Annotated in this window: 15 protein-coding genes and 1 pseudogene; 4 read left to right on the top strand and 12 right to left on the bottom strand. The window is 62.5% G+C overall.

The features are described from left to right. Positions 1 to 64: 64 nt before the first annotated feature. From VGV41_RS07250 to VGV41_RS07195, 12 genes are all read right to left on the bottom strand, one after another. A complete protein-coding gene (locus VGV41_RS07250) occupies positions 65 to 1726 on the bottom strand; it encodes a UbiD family decarboxylase (RefSeq protein ID WP_326863098.1) in 1662 nt (553 codons plus the stop codon). A gap of 32 nt (positions 1727 to 1758) precedes the next feature. Then, complete coding sequence (locus VGV41_RS07245) at positions 1759 to 2805, bottom strand: Bug family tripartite tricarboxylate transporter substrate binding protein (protein WP_326863097.1); 1047 nt, start codon at positions 2803 to 2805, stop codon at positions 1759 to 1761. A gap of 71 nt (positions 2806 to 2876) precedes the next feature. Further along, positions 2877 to 3512, bottom strand: coding sequence for a UbiX family flavin prenyltransferase (locus tag VGV41_RS07240; protein ID WP_326863147.1), 636 nt, complete (start codon positions 3510 to 3512; stop codon positions 2877 to 2879). Between the two features lie 75 nt (positions 3513 to 3587). After that, a complete protein-coding gene (locus tag VGV41_RS07235) occupies positions 3588 to 4550 on the bottom strand; it encodes a tripartite tricarboxylate transporter substrate binding protein (RefSeq protein WP_326863096.1) in 963 nt (320 codons plus the stop codon). Between the two features lie 31 nt (positions 4551 to 4581). Continuing rightward, positions 4582 to 6165 carry a class I adenylate-forming enzyme family protein gene (locus tag VGV41_RS07230; RefSeq protein WP_326863094.1) on the bottom strand — a complete coding sequence of 528 codons (1584 nt, stop codon included), beginning with the start codon at positions 6163 to 6165 and terminating at the stop codon, positions 4582 to 4584. 19 nt (positions 6166 to 6184) lie between these two features. Then, entirely contained in the window at positions 6185 to 7756 is a 1572-nt protein-coding gene (locus VGV41_RS07225; protein ID WP_326863093.1) for a UbiD family decarboxylase, read from the bottom strand. Between the two features lie 59 nt (positions 7757 to 7815). Then, on the bottom strand, positions 7816 to 8913 hold the full coding sequence (locus tag VGV41_RS07220; protein ID WP_326863092.1) for an MBL fold metallo-hydrolase: 1098 nt from the start codon (positions 8911 to 8913) through the stop codon (positions 7816 to 7818). A gap of 38 nt (positions 8914 to 8951) precedes the next feature. Further along, positions 8952 to 10349 carry an amidohydrolase family protein gene (locus tag VGV41_RS07215; protein WP_326863090.1) on the bottom strand — a complete coding sequence of 466 codons (1398 nt, stop codon included), beginning with the start codon at positions 10347 to 10349 and terminating at the stop codon, positions 8952 to 8954. Between the two features lie 17 nt (positions 10350 to 10366). Continuing rightward, the gene (locus VGV41_RS07210; protein ID WP_326863089.1) at positions 10367 to 10864 is read right to left on the bottom strand and encodes a cupin domain-containing protein; all 498 of its coding nucleotides are present in this window, start codon (positions 10862 to 10864) and stop codon (positions 10367 to 10369) included. After that, entirely contained in the window at positions 10861 to 11373 is a 513-nt protein-coding gene (locus VGV41_RS07205) for a (2Fe-2S)-binding protein (protein ID WP_326863087.1), read from the bottom strand. Before VGV41_RS07205 ends, VGV41_RS07210 begins: the two co-directional genes overlap by 4 nt. Beyond that, a complete protein-coding gene (locus VGV41_RS07200; protein WP_326863086.1) occupies positions 11370 to 12179 on the bottom strand; it encodes an FAD binding domain-containing protein in 810 nt (269 codons plus the stop codon). Before VGV41_RS07200 ends, VGV41_RS07205 begins: the two co-directional genes overlap by 4 nt. After that, positions 12176 to 15115, bottom strand: coding sequence for a xanthine dehydrogenase family protein molybdopterin-binding subunit (locus VGV41_RS07195; protein ID WP_326863085.1), 2940 nt, complete (start codon positions 15113 to 15115; stop codon positions 12176 to 12178). Before VGV41_RS07195 ends, VGV41_RS07200 begins: the two co-directional genes overlap by 4 nt. Before the next feature lie 207 nt (positions 15116 to 15322). On the opposite strand from VGV41_RS07195, the gene VGV41_RS07190 reads away from it, so the two are divergent. From VGV41_RS07190 to VGV41_RS07175, 4 genes and pseudogenes are all read left to right on the top strand, one after another. Continuing rightward, positions 15323 to 15772 (top strand): GNAT family N-acetyltransferase, encoded by a 450-nt coding sequence (locus VGV41_RS07190; RefSeq protein ID WP_326863084.1) that lies wholly within the window; start codon positions 15323 to 15325, stop codon positions 15770 to 15772. 28 nt (positions 15773 to 15800) lie between these two features. Continuing rightward, positions 15801 to 16244 (top strand): Rrf2 family transcriptional regulator, encoded by a 444-nt coding sequence (locus VGV41_RS07185; protein WP_326863083.1) that lies wholly within the window; start codon positions 15801 to 15803, stop codon positions 16242 to 16244. An 87-nt stretch (positions 16245 to 16331) separates the two neighbouring features. Then, positions 16332 to 17204: an alpha/beta hydrolase gene (locus VGV41_RS07180; RefSeq protein WP_326863082.1), complete on the top strand. Its 873-nt coding sequence runs from the start codon at positions 16332 to 16334 to the stop codon at positions 17202 to 17204. Between the two features lie 53 nt (positions 17205 to 17257). Further along, positions 17258 to 17506: pseudogene (locus VGV41_RS07175) on the top strand (hypothetical protein); the annotation flags it as partial.

Below are 17506 nucleotides of genomic sequence, written 5' to 3'. Positions count from 1 at the left end.
GGGGGCCGGTACGCCGGCTCCCGCTCGCTTGCATCGAGTGTGCGGCGGCCGATGAGGCTGACCGCTACTCCTTCACCGTCCGCACTTCCGTATTCATCGTCAGGTCCTTGCGGCGGCGCTTTTCGATCTCCTTGCCGGTCTCGAAATAGTCCCCGCGAGCCGCGCGCGCAGCTGCCTCGTCGAGCTCCGGCGACCACTCGCCCAGCGAGTAACCGAACCACGGTGCCTCGGGCTTCAGTTTGGGAAGCCCGAGCTCCTCCCAGATCTGTTTTGCCCGCTCCATGTATTCGCGCTTCGGCAACGAAATCGGCGGGAACTTCTCTTTCAAGGTCGCATCGATGAGGACCGAGCCGTCCTGCCCGCCGTTGCGCTGGCTGCGCGGGCCATGCCCCTGGTCGCGGTGCGGCAGAATGTGGAAATCGAGGTTGGGATTGGCCCGGTAAGACATCGCCCAGAAAATCGCGTCGGTATTCTCGGGGTCGATGTCATCGTTGATCGCGATGACGTACTTGCCGGCAGCACGGTGCAGCACCGCCGCACCATAGAGTGCGCGCCATATTTCAGTCGTCGGCGCATCGCGATCCATGACCAGCAACAGCACCTTGCGAATATTGGTCAACGGCTCGTGCAGCGATACGCGCTTCACGCATTTGATGCCCAGCGTGTTGCGCAGGAAATTCAGGAAAAGCGGCTCCATGCCGATCTTCTTGATCAGGCTCGATTCCGACGGCGTCACCTGCGAGATAATTGACGTCAGCACGGCGTCACGGCGGCGGGTGATCGCCGTGATGTCCATGAAGGCATTGAATTCCTGCAGGTTGATGTGGCCGTGTGACTCGCCGAACGGCGCCTCGGGCTCGAGATACTCAGTGTCGATGAACCCTTCGATCACGATCTCCGCCTCGGCAGGCACCAGCAGGTCGACGGTCTTGGCGCGGACCACATTCAGAGGAGAACCGACAAGGGCGCCAGCCACCTCGAGTTCATCCAACGTTTCCGGCAGCTTCTGCACGGACGCAAATGTCACGCACGGGGGCGCACCCAGCACCACCGCAGCCGGTAATTTCTTGAAGCCTTGCTCGCGGAGCTTTTGCCAATGGTTGTAGATGCCGGGGCGCAATTCGAGCGACGGGTTCATGCCGAGGCGCCGCGGCGACTTCACCTGGCCGCGGTAGTTGCCCATGTTCTGGATCCCTGTCTCGGGATCCTTGGTGATGTACTGGGACAGCGTCGCGTAAGGCGAAATGTCCCAGCCGGGCGTTGAAATAGGCAGAGGAATCCCATCGAGGCCCTGACCGGGCCTATCGAGATCGTCGCCAGTGATCACGATCTCGTGGCACGGCGCATTCTCGACAATCCTGGGAGGCAGCGGATTTTGGGTGGCGCGAATCCAACGGGCATCCATTTCCTCGAAGGCGCAGCCGAGCCCGAGGCGATAAATCTCCCGATTGGCCGCCAAGCCGCCAACGAGAACAGGGATGTCATATTTATTGCCCTTGCTGTCGACCACATTGGTGAAGAGAAACGCCTTGCGATCCTTCTCCTCGATGCCACCGCGGAATTGCCACCGCACGAGCGGGTGCATCTCCGTGTCCTTGTTGATCGGCCGATCGACCCTGACCAGCATCCCGGCCTCTTCGATGGCACGGATATGGTCGTGCAGATCTGGGTAGGAGCGACCCGTCGCCGTGGCTTCGGTCTTATTCTGGTTGGTTTTGGCGTCCATTCTGCTTCCCTTCCGAATACCAACTTCGCTGATCAGTGCTTGGCGATGCCGGCCTCTTTCGCCAGCTCCGCATTGGTCTTGAGCTCCTGCCGGACGAACGCGTTGAAATCGTTCACGCCCATCGGAAACGGCTGCACGCCGATCGTCTCGAGCTTTTTGGCGACGTCCGGAGTGGCGAGCGCTTTCTGGATCGCCGCATTCATCCGCGCGACGATGGCGGGAGCCGTCTTCGCGGGAGCAAAGACACCAATCCAGAAGTTATAGTTTGAGTCGGGATAGCCCGCCTCAAGGCTCGTCGGAACGTCAGGCAACGCGGAGACACGTTTGTTGCTACTGACGGTCAGCGGCAGCAGTTGTCCGCTGCGGATGAACGGCAGGGCAGCCAGCAGCGGCGAGTAATACACGTCGATCCGCCCGGCGATCGTCTCCGTCAGTGCCTGCGGCGCACCCTTGAATGGAATGATGCGAGCCTGGAAACCGGCCGCATGACGGAACCGCTGCATGGTCAAATAGATCGGCCCGCCGACGCCGGTCGACCCGAACGTGACCGGATCCTTTTTGGCCGCCGCCACCAGTTCCTGCACCGTCTTGATGTGCTTTTGCGGCGAGATGACAAGCACGTTGGGCAGATTGCCCAGCGACCCCACACCGGTGAAATCCTTTTCGGCATCGTAAGACAGGTTGGGGAATGTCGCCGGCGCGATCGTGAAACCGGAGGAAGCGGCCAAGAAGGTATACCCGTCCGGCTGCGCCTCCGCGGCGAGCCGCGCGCCGATCGTCCCGCTCGCTCCCGGCTTGTTCTCGATGATGACGGCCTGACCGAGTTCCTTTTTGACCTCTTCGAAAACGATCCGAGGCACGACATCTGCCGCGCTGCCCGCCGTGTACGGCACGATCACACGAATGGTGGTGGCGGGCCATTCGTCGGCACGAGCCACACGCGCGCCTGCGCTCCACAAGAGGCCGAACGCGACGGTGGCTGCGAGAGCATGTCGGGTCATGCCCGACGATAGGAGTGAAAGACGTCGCACAATTCCGGTTGAGCAGGCGTCACGTTGCAAGGCCGTATCCGCGCGCATGTCGTTTTCCTCCGCCTGTTTATTTTGTTTGGCTTTATTCGCAGCTCGCCGCCCCCCGCCGATCTCGACGTTCAGATTTCTCCTGTCTCGACGCGGTGCATCTTCGCGCCTTCTTTGCCGCCCCGGGTCTTCTCGCCGGTCCACCGACGCAGCGTACCGATCTCGATATCGAACAGATCCAGGACACGACCCAAGGTATGCTCGATCATATCTGAAAGGTTTTGCGGCCTGGCGTAGAATGCCGGCACTGGCGGGCAGACGATCGCGCCCGCTTCGGTGACCGCCGCCAGGCTTCGGATATGGCCGAGGTGCAATGGCGTCTCACGAAGGAGCAGAACGACCCTGCGCCGCTCCTTCAGGGCGACATCGGCGGAACGCGAAATAAGATTATTGGTGGTCCCGGTGGCGATTTCCGAGACTGTCTTGATCGAGCAAGGGGCGACGATCATGCCCATGGTCTTGAACGAGCCGCTCGAGCAAGCCGCGCCGATATCATTGATCGGATACGTCACGGTGGCGAGGGCCTCGACCTCCGCTACCTTGAAGCTGGTCTCATAGGCGAGCGTAGTCTGCGCCGCGCGCGACATGACCAGATGGCTCTCGATGCCGCAATCGCGCAATAACTCGAGCAGACGTATGCCATAGACGATGCCCGAGGCGCCGGTGATGCCGACCACCATTCGCCGCCTCTGGTCATGATCACGCATTCCGGACATGCCCTCTCCCACCCTTGCAAGTCCCGCCGCGCACGAGGCTTCGCGCGTGAGCTTGCTGGCTTTGCGCTACTTCTTCACCGCAATGCCGGCGGCCTTCGTCAGCTCGGTCGTTTTCGCGTAATCGTCCTTCACGAACTCGGCGAAGCCCTTGTGACCCAGTTGCATCGGTTGCACGCCAAGCTTGGCAAGCTTCGCCCGGACGCCTGGGTCCTTGAGCGCCTTCTCAACCTCGTCGCTCATACGATCGACGATGGCGGCCGGCGTTTTTGCCGGTGCAAAAAGTCCGATCCAGAAGCGGTAGCTCGAATTCGGATAGCCGGCCTCTTCCGACGTCGGCACATCCGGGAGCGTCGCCGCGCGCTCGGGGCTGCTGACCACAAGGGCGCGCAGCTTGCCCTGCTGAATTTGCGGCAACGCCGGCAGCAAAGGCGAGTAATAAGTGTCGATACGTCCGGCCATCGTATCGAGCAGAGCTTCAGGCGCACCGCGGAAGAAGACCGCCTGCGCCTTGAACCCCGCGCTGAGTCTCAGACGTTCCAGTGCCAACTGGACCGGACTGCCGACTCCAATGCTGCCGTATGTGATCGGGCGCTGTTTTCCGGTCTCGACGAATTCGCGAATGGTCTTGAACGGCCCCGTCGGCGAAACGACGAGGACGTTGGGCAGGTTGCCGAGCGCAGCGATCGGCTCGAAATCCTTGACCGGATCGTAGGGGACGTTCGGCACGGTCGACGGCGAGATGACGAGAGCCGACGACGTCGCCAGAATCGTGTAGCCGTCCGGTTCCGCGGTGGCCACGGCCCGTGCCCCGATCGTCCCGCTTGCCCCGGCCCGGTTCTCCACGACGATCGGTTGGCCGATCTGCTTGGAGACCTGCTCGAAGACGATTCGCGGAATGATATCGACGGCGCTTCCCGCGCTGAGCGGCACGATCGCGCGGATGGGCCGCGACGGCCAGGTCTCGGCCTGCGCAGCCGTCGCAAGGCAAAATAGTGCCAACGCGGCAGCTAACCCGATCTTCCTGTGCATGTTGCTCCTCCTTCGTTTTTTCTGTTCTGCTTTACCATGCCGCGGTTACGGTGCTGACGCGCTTCGCCCAATCCTCGCGAAGTTTGTCGCGGACGACCTTGCCGCGGTCGTTCTTTGGCAGGTCGGAAACGATGACAACCCGCTTGGGGATCTTCGGAGGCGGCAGATAGGACTTGCAGAACTCCTGCACGCCCTCTTCCGTCACGCCGGCTTTTTTAGGAACGACGTAACAGACGACCTCTTCGCCATAGATCTTGTCCGGCACGCCGACCGCCGCCGCTTCGAGGATGTCAGGGTGTTTCATCAGGACCGCATCGATCTCGAGCGGCGCAATATTCATTCCGCCGCGAATGATGAGATCCTTTGTCCGGCCAGAAATCCGGACAAAGCCGTTCTCGTCCATGATGGCGAGATCGCCGGTCTTGATGCGCTTCGGCTTGATCGGCTCAATGGAGCCGTCGTCCAGCAGGTAGCCCACCGCTGTTTGCGGTCCGCCGGCCGTCACTTCGCCTTCGACGTCGATCGGACAAGGTTTGCCCTGTCCATCGACGATCTCGAATTCCTGATGGAGCGCGGGGACGCCCACGGTGCCCAGCTTGAACTTGTAATGACGGTTTCCGCAGACCCAGCCCGCCTCGGACATGCCGTAAAGCTGCAGCAGGCGAAGCCCATACATCTCCTCGAACTGCACCCATTGTTCGGCAGTCAACGGCGCCGTGCTGCAGGTCATCATGCGCAGCGTCGGTAAATCCTTGGCCGTGTAACCCAACGGCTTGTTCAACAGCATGTTGACGACCGTCGGCACACCGGCGGAAAAATTGATGCCGTAGTTCTTGATCCACTCGAAGAAGCGGCTGTGCGAGAAGCGCTTGGCGATATGCATCGTCAAACCCTTCTGCAGAAATGGCATCAGGCTGAGCACCTGCGCGGAATTCCAGCCGAACGACCGATACTCGAGGGTTTTATCGTTCTCGCTCAGCCCGAGGAATTCGAGCGTGGACAGGCCGTTCAGCCAATAGGCCCCGTTGTTATAGACAACAAGCTTCGGCCGCGCCGTCGTGCCGGAGGTGCAGAAGATGCAGCAGACATCGCCCGGCTCGTTACGCTCCGGCATCGATTCGGCTTTCGCGTCGCCGGGAAGCGCCTTGAAGAACGCGTCGCCAGGACCCGACGCACCGCCGGCAGTATATTCCCCGAACGATATCCTGGGCGCCGGGTGGTCGCCGACCAACGCCGCCATATCCAGGTCTTTGTGGACCAGAACGAGCGCGGGGTTCACCGCCCTCGTCAGGTCCACCATCACATTGGCATTGATCTCGACGTTGAGCGGGCAGACCACCGCACCGATCCGCCAGGCGCCCAGCCAGATCAGTAGCTTCTCCAGGCATTCATCGGAGAGCAACAGAATGCGGCTGCCCTGTTTGGCCCCTTTCAGCTTGAGCAACGCGGCGATTTGCGTCGTGACGCGATCGAGATCGCCGAACGTGATCGACGAATTCTGATCGAGATCGACGATCGCCGTCTTGTTCGGGTCCCGCTTGTTATATTTGGCCAGGAGATCGGCAACGGGTTGATACGGGATGCCAAGCTCGTGGCCGCCAAAGACGTCGTCCAAGGCGCCCTCCTCGTCCGGCTCAACGGCCGGTTTTCGCCAGCAGCTCAGTCCATCCGGACAGGCGGCCGGTTACGTTGGCGATCTGCTCTTTGGTGAAGAAGTCCGTGAGCTTGACGCGATCCACCGGATAAACGGGGCGCATGAAGTCCTCTTCGTAGCCATACGGAACGGTGGCATCGATGCCCATGCCGCCCTCGTAACGCGTATTGGTCGCCGTCCATTCGCGATCGCCCGCCGTCATGCGCTCGGCCGGCATGAATGTCTGGCCGCGGCCGCCCGGCGTCGGATTGAGGATGTCGGTATGCGGGTTCACGCGGGTCGTGATCGCCCACATGACCTCATCCATGCTGTAGATGTCCGTGTCTTCGCTCACCGCGATCGCCACGCGCATGCCCTGCGACGTCGCGAGCAAGGTGGTCAGGAAGTTGCGCTGCCAGCCCTCTTCCAGACGATTGCGCTTCTTGACCTGGATGATGACGCCGCCCCAGTCCGTCATGCAGTAGGGAATATTGACGTCCTGGATGATGCCCGGCTGCAGCCGGTGGCACAGCTCGTACATCGCCGCCTCGCGGATCGACGTGTCGATGTTGTGCTCGTCGAGCGTATGCGCGCCGAGGCAGTAGATGATATTCTTGGCTTCCTTGCGCATCGTGATCGCAGTCACGTGGAAGGTGGGCGCCTTGTAAGCCTTGCCCATGTAACCCGCCCACTCCGGATGGAAGTGGTGGCGGCCCTGCGTCTGGTCGGCTTCCGCTTCAGCAGTCTCGAAGCGCCGGTCCTGCGGATCGACATAACCCTCGATCACGATTTCGGCGTCGGCGATCGCCCAGGCGTCGACCGTGCGCGCCTTGACCACGCGCACCGGGAACCCCTGCGCCGCGCCGGCCACGCCCAGCTCGTCGCAACCGTACGGCAGAATGACGTAGTCGAAGGCCGCGCCGGCCAGCAGCGTGCAGGCGGGCGGAACGCCGAAGCAGAACGTTAGCGGCACCCGCTCCTTGCGGCGGTACGCCTCGCTCACAACCTGCCACATGTGCGAGCCAGGGGAGATCTGAAACGTACCGACATTCCCCCAGCGGAAATTCATGCGGTTGTAGCCGACGTCGGTGCCGTCCCCGAACTGCGCGCCGGACACGCAGCGGATTCCCGAGCCGACCGTCAGTTCCTTCTCGAGCGCCGTGTGGCGGATCGGCACGAGATGTTCGTTGACGTCCTTCGGATTCTCGATGACGACCTGCTGGCACGGCGCTTCCGATTGCGAAATCTCGACCGGCGGCAACGGCTTCGACAGTGCGCGGGCGAGCTTCCGGGTGCGATCCTTGTCGTCCGCCCAGCCGAACATCGCGTTCACGACCTTGATGTCGCCGAACAGATTGGTGAGCACCTGATGCTTCGGCTTGCCTTTGACGTTGTCGAAGACGACAGGGCAGCCGCCGTCCATCAGCTTCTGCAGTCCGGTGACTTCCAGATCCGGATCGACCTGCTTGGTCGTTTCGATCAGGTCGCCCCGCGCGCGCAACCAGTCCAAGGTGCCGCGCAAATCCTGCAAATGCTTGTTGGCGTGATCCGACTTCTTGATCTGTCCGCTCATACCCATTGTCTCACCATCCAATTTTGTTCGTTGATTTCCTGACGCGGAGTCGTGTCGTGCTATTGAAAGACCGGCAGTAACTTGAGCACGCCGGTGCCCGTGCGGTTGTACCGAATACGGTCGTCACGTTCCGTCATGCACATGTGACCCAGCGAGACGAGATGGTTCAGATGCGCGATGATCTCGCCCATCGCGAACCCCAGAGAATGCCCGTCGAGACCCGATCTGAACAACGGACCGATGAGGTCGCCGGCTGAGATCTCATCCCCGGCCGTCGTCGTCGCCAGAATAAGGTTCAGCCGCTCCGCATGGTGAACCGCCAATTCGCGCAGCCGCGCGTGCACGTTGAAAAACGGCTTGCGGTGCGACGGCAGGATTAACGTGTCCGGTGCCAGCAACGGCAGGAACTTCCTGCACGTCGCCAGAAACGCCCCGACCGCGTCGAACTCCGGTTCGCTCGGCCAGGTGCTCACATTGGTCGTAATACCCGGCAGGATCTGGTCGCCGGCGATCAGGATGCGCCGCTTGCTGTCGTAGAGCGAGACGTGCTCGGGCGAATGTCCCTCGCCGACGACGACCTGCCAGTCATGGCCGTCGATCGAGATGAAGCTGCCCTCGCGGATGCGGCGATACTCGCTCGGCAGGTTGACGCCATCCTTGTACGGCACGGCCTCGGCGAGGAATTGACGAACATCGTCTGCCGGCAGGCCGTGCCTGCGATAGAAGGCACCTCTGTCGGCGATCGCGTCGCTCTCGCGATCGAGCCACGCAAGGTTCGCGGCGAACCACTCCCCTTGCGTCATGTAGGGCTTCAGGCCCCAGCGCCTACAGATGAAGGCCGCATTGCCGGCGTGATCGGGGTGGAAATGCGTCACCAGCAGCCGTGTGATCGGACGCCCGCAGAGAACGGCGCGCCAGGTATCCTCGATCTGCGCGGTCAGCCGCGGCTCGCCGTAACCGCAATCGATCATCGTCCAGCCGGCGCCGTCGCGCAGCAGCCACACATTGACCTGCTTGAGGCCGACGAAGGGCACCGGCACGGAGAGCCAGAAGATCCCGTCGTCGACTTCGATGGCCGCGCCCGGCGCCGGATAGTCGGCGAACGGATAGCGGATCGTATCGACCCGGTCGTCCGCCGCCTGACCATGCGTCGCCATCGCTGCCGAACCTTCTGCCATCCGCATCGATCTCGCTGTCAAGACACGGGCCAGCGCAATTGCACCATCTCGTCGATCTTCAGATGCCGGCCAAACCGCGCGACGGCCTTCGGGATATCCGCGTAGAGCTTGATCTCGTCGACCTTGGTCAGACTTCCGTCCGCCACCACGTGCTCTCCGGCGACGAAGACGTCCCGAACCGAGTCGCCGGTGGCGCTGTAGACCAGGTTCGCGAGCGGGTTGATCAGCGGCTGCCATTCCGGCCGCTGCGTATCGAACAGGACGATGTCGGCTTCCTTGCCGACCTCGATGCTGCCGATGCGGTCGCTCAGCAGCGCCGCCTTGGCGCCGTTCAAGGTCGCCATTTCGAGCCCGGTTTCCGGCGGCATCACGCGCGGATTGAGGCGGGTCTCCTTGTAGCAGCAGCAGGCCAGCCGCATCTCCTGCGACATGTCGACAATGCCCGACGATGCGTGGTCGGAGCCGATCGTGACGTTCACACCGAGCGCCAGCAGCTCCGGCAGCTTGCCGACGAGGAAATTGCCGTAGCCGTTGTGCAGGCTGGAGCTCGGCGCACAGACGAGCGAGGGCTTGCGCCTGGCGAGAATGGCCACCTCCTCCGGCTCCAGCCAGCCGGAATGGACGATCAGCATCCTCTCGTCGATGACGCCGAGCGAATCCAACCGCTCGATCTCCGCCATCCCGGTGCGTGAGACGCTGGAATCGTGCGTCGAATAGCTGAAGCAGGCGTGGGTTTGCAGCAGCGTATTGTAACGCTTCGCCAGCTTGTCGAGGCCGACGATCAGTTCGTCGGAGGCATTGTTGAGCCCGCGGAAGGACGCGGTGGCGCCCAGTCGCGGATTGCCGCTCTTGCAGTACTTTTCCAGGACCTCTTCGGCTCGCTCGAGGGCGACCTGGGTATTTTCGATCATTCGCTCCGGCAGGATACCGAGCACCGACTTAGTCAGGTCGAAAGACGAACGCGACACGAGAGCGCGAATGCCGGTCGACATGATGCCTTCGACCGACGCTTCCGGATGATAGTTGCCGGGATCGATGAAGCAGGTGACGCCGTGCTTGAGCAGCTCCGCCGCAGCCAGTGTCGCCGACAGCTGCACGTCCTCCGCGTCGAGGGCCGCCTCGTACGGATACATGCGGTCGAACAGGAACGACTGGGCATTCGCCTCGTCGGCCAGGCCGCGCGAGAGCTGGAACGACGAATGCAGGTGGCAATCGACAAACCCCGGCGTTGCGACGGTTCCGCGTCCATCGAGCGTCTTGCGCCCCGTGTGCGATTTCGCGAGCTCCGCGGTCTTGCCGATGGCGGTGATCTTGCCGCCGTCGACAGCGATCGCCGCATCACGGATGATGCGGCGCCCGGAATCCACCGTAATAAGCCAGTCGATATTGGCGACGATCAGGTCAACGGTCTGCACGGCTACCTACTACTCGCTTACTTGTTTTCGCCGACATAGGTCAGCTCATCGGAGATCTTCAATTCGATGAGGACATTGTCGTCGGTTGAATCTTCGCAAAGCATCGAGCGGTGGCCGATACCCTTCGGGATCAGCAGCATGTCGCCCGGATGCATGATGCGCACGCCCATTTCGGTTTCCCACTTGAGCGCGCCCTTCACGCAGAAGATGATCTCGTGCGCGTCGATGTTGCGGTGCCAGAAGCCCATGTCGTGCTTGCGGCGCTTCGAAACGTCGATCTTGACGGTATCGGAGGTATAGAGACGCAGCGGCGTGCCGTCGGCCTTGTCGATGTTGCTCGGCGAGAACTTTTCCGCGAAAATGTTGATCATTCGGAAGATCTCGGCGTTCGCCAGCACGCCAGCATTGATGACCGGCGGCTCGTTGTGCGAAAGCACGACGTTCTTGCCGTCGATCGTGACGCGCTCCTCGTAAACCTTGGTGCCGGACTGCGGCGTTTCCTGCGGCTTGTTCATGATTTCCCTCCTGTTTTCGGTGCGGCCGTTCCGGTCGCTTCCAGAACCGCCGCGACGATGCCTGCGTAGCCTGTGCAGCGGCAAATATGGCCGCTCAGCACGTCAACCACTTCCTGTTCCGTCGGTTTCGGATTACGCCGCAGATAGTCGGTGAACGACATCAGGATGCCCGGCGTGCAGAAGCCGCATTGCAGCGCGTGATTGTTGCGGAACGCGTTCTGCAGCGCATTGAGCGTTCCGTCCTGGTCGGCGAGCGACTCCACGGTCGTCAATTCGCGTCCGTCAGCCTGTGCCGCCAGCGTGAGGCACGAACGGACTGCGGTTCCATCGAGCAGAACCGTACAGCAGCCGCAAACACCATGCTCGCAGCCGACATGGGTGCCCGTGGCGCCGAGTGCCTGTCGGATGAAGTCGCTCAACAGCATACGCGGCTCGGCGGGAGCCGAAACGCGACGCCCGTTCAGCGTCACGGCGATGACAGGTCGCTCGTCGCGCTTGAACTGCTTCATCGCAACGCCTCCGAAATGACGAGCGGTCCCATGCGCCGCAGCAAATCCCGTCGCATCCGGCTTGACGCGTGCATGTCTTCGTAGCCCTCGAGCTCCCACGCCAGAGTGTTCATCGCGTCAGCGAAGTCTGTACCACGCGAGAATTCGCGCACGGCCGGCTGGCCGGCCATGCCGCCGACGCCAAGCTTGACCTTGTCGCCGGCCGCGACAGCCGCGACCCCGACAATGGCAAAGTCGCCGTGCCGACGCGCGACTTCGCGGAACGCGGCGCGCTGGCCGGCGTGAACCGGGAAGCGCACGGCGGTCACGACTTCGTCCGGCCGGCGCGCGGTCATCAGCATGCCGCGCTGGAATTCGCGTGCCGCGAGAACGCGCGTACCTTTGCGCGAACGCAACACCACCTCGCCTTCAAGCGTCGCCAGCGTGAGCGGGATTTCCGAACTCGGGTCTGCGTGCGCAACCGAGCCGCACACGGTGCCTTTGTTGCGTGTTTGAAAATGCCCGACGAAGGGCAGCGCGGCCGCCAGCAGCGGCAGCTTCTCTTTCAAGTCCGGCCACGCCAGCAACCGGTTCTGCGTTACGGCGGCGCCGACTTCGACTTTGCCATTGTGCTCGCGGATATTCGTTAGCTCGGGAATGCGCGTGATATCGACAAGGATACCCGGCTCGAGCAATCGCAGATTGAGCATCGCCAGCAGAGACTGTCCGCCCGCAATGATGCGCGCCGCCTCCCCGTGCTCAGCCAGAAGATCGATGGCTTCGTCGATCGTCTCGGCGCGGGCGTAATCGAACGGATGCGGCTTCATGACCGCCCTCCGAACAGCCTCTTCCAGAGGCTTTTCCCGCTTGCGGACCCCGACGCGTTGCCCTGCCCGGACTCGGGATTGAGCTGCCGGGCGAGACGTTCGAAGAACTGGCGGATAATGACACCAGCCGCGCCATCGAGCAGACGTCCACCGACGGAGACCACCTTGCCGCTCACCGTGACCACATAATCGTAATCGATCTTCGTGCCGTTGGCGGTCTTTTCGAGCACGAGGCGACCCGAGCCCTCGGCACCGCCGAGCGGTCCGGTCAACGTGCCACCGATGCGGCCCGACTTTTCCGTCACCAGGTCTGTCAACTTGACAGTCGCTTCGAATTTGCCGCGCACTGGACCGACCCCGAGCGAGACGAGCGCGCGATAGTCGTTCTCGCCGCGCCGCTCGAGTTCATGGCAGCCGGGGATGACCGATTTGAGGCTCTCCGGATCGAGCAGCGAGCGCCAGACCACCGCAGGTGCGGCGGCGACCTCGAAGGTGCCATGGCCGCGCAGTTTACGCCCACCCGCCTTCTCTTCCGGCTCGACAGGCGCCTGCTGCCGTGCCGGCGGTGGCGGCTCGGCCTCGGCGAGTAACTCATGAATGCGCCGCGGCGAAACCGGCAGCGTGACATCCTTCACGCCCAGCGCGTCGGCAACCGCGTTCGCCACGCACGCCGGCACGCTCATGCAGTTGCCTTCGGCAAGACCCTTGGCGCCAAGCGGCGTGAATGGCGACGGCGACTCGATATGCAGCAGCTCTACCGGCGGAATCTCCGCCGCGGTCGGCACCAGATAATCGGCAAAAGTGCCCGAGTGGAATGCGCCGGTCTCGTCGTAGACAAATTCTTCGTAGAGCGCCGCGGCAATCCCCTGCACGAAGGCGCCGCGGATCTGGCCTTCCGCCAGCATCGGATTGATCAGCTTGCCCGCGTCATGCGACGAGACGTAACGATCGACGCGCACCTGATAGGTAACCGGATCGATTTCGACGCCGCACATGTCGAAGACAAAGCCATAGGTCAGCGATGTATTGATCCGATCGTCGCTCGACGGCGGCTCGAGTTCCTGCGGAGACCACACGCCGGTTTCGCGCAACCCAGGCGCCATGCCCTCTGGCAGCATGACTGGCGACCAATGCGCCGTGCCCGCGACGCGGCCGAACGGGATGGCGTTGTCGGGATTGCGCCGGCTGCCGATCTTGCCGTTGGCGAATTCGATGTCGTCCGGCAGGACGTTGAGCTGCTTGGCGGCAATGGCGGCCAGCTTGTCCCGCACCTGCCCGGCCGCGGTGTGCGCGGCGACGGCGGTCCCCGGCGTAAACCGGCACGAATAGGTGCCGGCCGCGATGGACCACTGATCCTTCGCGGTGTCGAGCTCGAGATTGACCGCGATATCCGCGGGCTTGAGGCCGAGCCGATCGGCGATGATCTGCGATATCGCTGTTTCGTGACCCTGCCCCTGCACGGTCACATCCGCGGTTGCCGACACGGCGCCAAGCGGGTCGACCGCGACGGTCACCATCGATACGGCGCCGTTCTTGGGACCTGCCTTCTCGCGCGCATCGGCCGTCAGCAGCGTCGACAGATAGCCCATGTTCGACATGCCCGGCTCGACTATGGCGGCAAACCCGATGCCGTAATGTCGGCCGGCGGCGCGCGCCGCATCACGGCGCTTCTTCAATTCCTCGAGCCGCCCGTCACCCACGGCCAGTTCGACATTCCGCTGATAGTCGCCGGAATCGTAGAGTGAGCCTGCGGCGGTCTTGTACGGAAATTTCGTCGTCGGGATCAGGTTCTTCCTGAGAACATCGAGATGATCGAGGCCGAGTTCGATCGCGATACGCTGCACCAGACGCTCGATCGCGAGATAAAGCTGCGGTCCGCCAAATCCGCGGATCAGGCCAGCCGGCATCTTGTTCGTGACCACGACGCGGTTGACCACGTCGACATTGGGAATGTCGTAGGCGCCGGTCACCGAGCCGTGCATACGATAAAGCGGCCCGGGCATCGGCGCGCGCAAGAAGGCACCGTAGTCTTCGAGCTGGTCGAGCCTGAACGCGAGGATGCGCCCGTCATTGGTGACCGCAGCTTCCATTTCGGTGATGCGGTTCGGCCCGGAGCTCGCCGCAACGAGATGCTCGACGCGGTCCTCGACCCACTTCACCGGCCGACCGGTGACGCGCGCGGCAATTGCCATCAGCACCATGTACGGAAAGACCGACAGCTTGATGCCGAAACTGCCGCCGCTGTTCGGCGGAATACGAACGCGGAATTTGGTGCCGGGGACGCGCAGCGCGCGCGCCATGACCGGATGGGTGCTAAATGGCCCCTGGAAATTGGCGGTGACGTCGTAGCTGCCCTGCCCCGGATCGTACTGGGCGATCACGACGTAACACTCCATCGGCGTGTAGGAGAGCCGCGGATAGGTGGTCGTCAGCTTCACCACACGGTCGGCCTTGGCGAAGGCGGCGGCGGTGTCGCCATACTTGAATTCGCGAACGGAAATCTGGTTGGTACGCGCTTCCGCATGCAACACCGGCGCGCCGTCCTTGCACGCTTCGATCGGATCGACGACAGCCGGCAGATCGCGATAATCGATGCGGACCGCGTCCGCGGCGTCCTCGGCGAGATACCGGCTGTCGGCGACGACGAGCGCGACCGGCTCGCCGACATAGCGCACACGTCCGACCGCCAGCGACCACTGATTGACCGGGGCTTTCAGCGCAATGAGGAACGGATCGGAGAGCTTCTTGACGTCTTCGCCGGTGATGACGGCATGCACGCCTGGGCGCTCGAGCGCGGCACGGGCATCGATGGCGACGATATCGGCGTGGGCGCGCGGTGAGCGGATGACATGCGCCTGCAAGGTGCCCGCTGGCACCGGCAGGTCGTCGGCGTAACGACCCCGCCCGGACAGAAGGGCGGCGTCCTCCTTCCGCAAGACAGACTCACCAACGAACTGCGTCACAAGGCCCTCACCTGCAGCACCGGATCTGCAAGACGTTCACTTATGCTCTTGTCGCGGACCTTAGAACTGCCGCGACTTCAAGTAAAGGTATTCTTGTATCAAAATACTTTATTTGTCTTCCCGGCCGCGGCATACTGTTCGCGTTTCGCTAGAGACCTACAATGGCGCGAAAGGACGCTGATGACCGCCGCAGGGTTGACGATCAGAGAGGCTCGGCCTGACGAGCTGCCAAGTGTCATTGAACTCGACGCCAAAGTCACCGGCGTCAAGCGTCCTGACTTTTGGCTCGATCTGTCGCACCAAAGAACTGGTAGCAAGACCCTGGCAATCGTCGTCGCCGCGATGGGCGACGAGATTATCGGCTATGCCTTAGGCGACCTGCGCGCCTGGCCGGTCCGCGCGCCTGCTTGCGGCTGGATTTATGCGATCGGGGTGGCCGCGGAATACCGACAGCAGAAAGTCGCCTCGGCCCTGATGGAAGCCATGATCGATCATTTCGCAAAGAACGGCGCCGCCTCGATCAGAACCATGATCGAAGTCGACGATCATTTGCTGATGTCTTTCTTGCGCAGTTTCGGAATGACGGCGGGGCCGTTCGTCGAACTCGAACTAAAGCTCGAGCGCCCGTAAAGGGCGCCGCTATCCGGAATTCATCCTTATGAAGCTGCAACAGGCAACACGATACGCACTGTGGGCCGTCGTCGAGCTTGCCTCGCGCGCGAACGAGCAGGTTCGCGCGCAGGAACTGGCCGAGCGTTATGACCTGTCGCAAAATCACATGGTGCGCGTCCTGCATGCGCTGACCAAGGCGAAGATCGTCAAGTCGGCGCGCGGCCCCGGCGGCGGATTCACGTTCTGCGCGAACGCCAACCGGCTGACGGTCTATGACATTATCTGTCTGTTCGAAACCGGCTGGCCAAACGAGGAAAGCACCGAGCACCAGCAGCACAATCCCGTCGTCGGCGAATTGGGCCGAGTACTGCACGAAGTCGATCGCATCACGTGGGCAACGCTCCGTTCGGTGACGATCCAGACGATCATCAAGAACGCTACACGGGCCGCTGCATCTCGTCCCAAAGCGGACCCTGCCGGCACGCCGTAGCGGCGCTCCGCAAACGCTTTCGTTCTTTCAGTCCGTTCGGAGAAAATCGTGACGTTTCAACTGCCCGCCTCACTTAGACGCTATGAAGTGGCCCTCGAAGATGGCGCGGCGATTCGCGCCCGCACCTACGGCAATCAGGCCGGCGCGAGAATCCTGATGTCGCACGGCAACGGCTTTGCCGTGGACGCCTACTATCCTTACTGGCGGCAGTTCCTGCCGGATTTCGAGCTGGTCATTTTCGATTTCCGCAACCACGGCCAGAACACGCCCGCCAATCCGCCGAACCACACCTACGAGCAACTGACACGCGATCTCGAGCGCGTGTTTCAGACGACCCAAACCGAACTGGGCGCCAAGCCGACTATCGGCATCTTCCATTCGATGTCGGCGCGAACGGCGATGAAGCATGCGATCGAGGTCGGCTGGCGGTGGTCCGGCCTGATCCTGTTCGACCCGCCGGACGTCCCTCCTCCCGGCCATCCCAATTACGCGGCGATGGAGGTCTTCGAAAACAAGCTGACGGAATTTGCCCGCAACCGCCGACGCGCGTTCGTCTCCATCGACGAGTTGACGCAGGAATACCTTGCCTCGCGCGCGACGCGGAACTGGGTCGAGGGCGAGCACGAACTGATGGCCCGTAGTGTCCTGCGCAAGAATCCGAGCGGCGACGGCTTCGTCCTGGTCTGCGATCCAGAGAACGAGGCCGGCATCTATGCCGCCGCGGTGACGCTCAATCTTTGGCCGAAGGCCCGTGAGTTCGGCGGCCCGGTCAAGCTCATCGGCGCCGACCCGAATGCAAAGGGAGCTCCGGCCACCGCGCCTGCAAACCGGGCGCTCGCGATCGAAGGCGGCTACGACTACGACATCGTCGAAGGAGGCGGTCATCTGCTGCAAATCGAACACCCGGCCGAATGTTATCGTCTGAGCATGGAATTCATGACGAAGCACAATCTGCTGTAACGGATCTGCACACTATTGGGTGCCGAGCCGAAGAAAAAACGTGGAGAATGGGAATGAGCGTGCAACGTAAACCGGTCGCGTTTGGCGATCTGCGCGGCTGGATCAAGGCGCTGGAAGCGGCCGGCGAGGTGCGCGATATCGACGCGAGCGTCGACTGGAATGTCGAGCTCGGCACGATCATGCGGCTTGCCCAGGGGCCCGGCCAGGGCCCGGCGCTGCTGTTCAACAATATCAAGGGCTACGAAGGGCCGGCCGCGCGCTGCCGCCGCGTGTTCGGCAACGGCCTGTCGAGCTATCGCCGC

The sequence above is a fragment of the Pseudolabrys sp. genome, from assembly GCF_035943735.1.
In the GTDB taxonomy this organism is placed as follows: Bacteria; Pseudomonadota; Alphaproteobacteria; order Rhizobiales; family Xanthobacteraceae; genus Pseudolabrys.
This window is presented reverse-complemented; position numbering and strand designations above follow the sequence as displayed.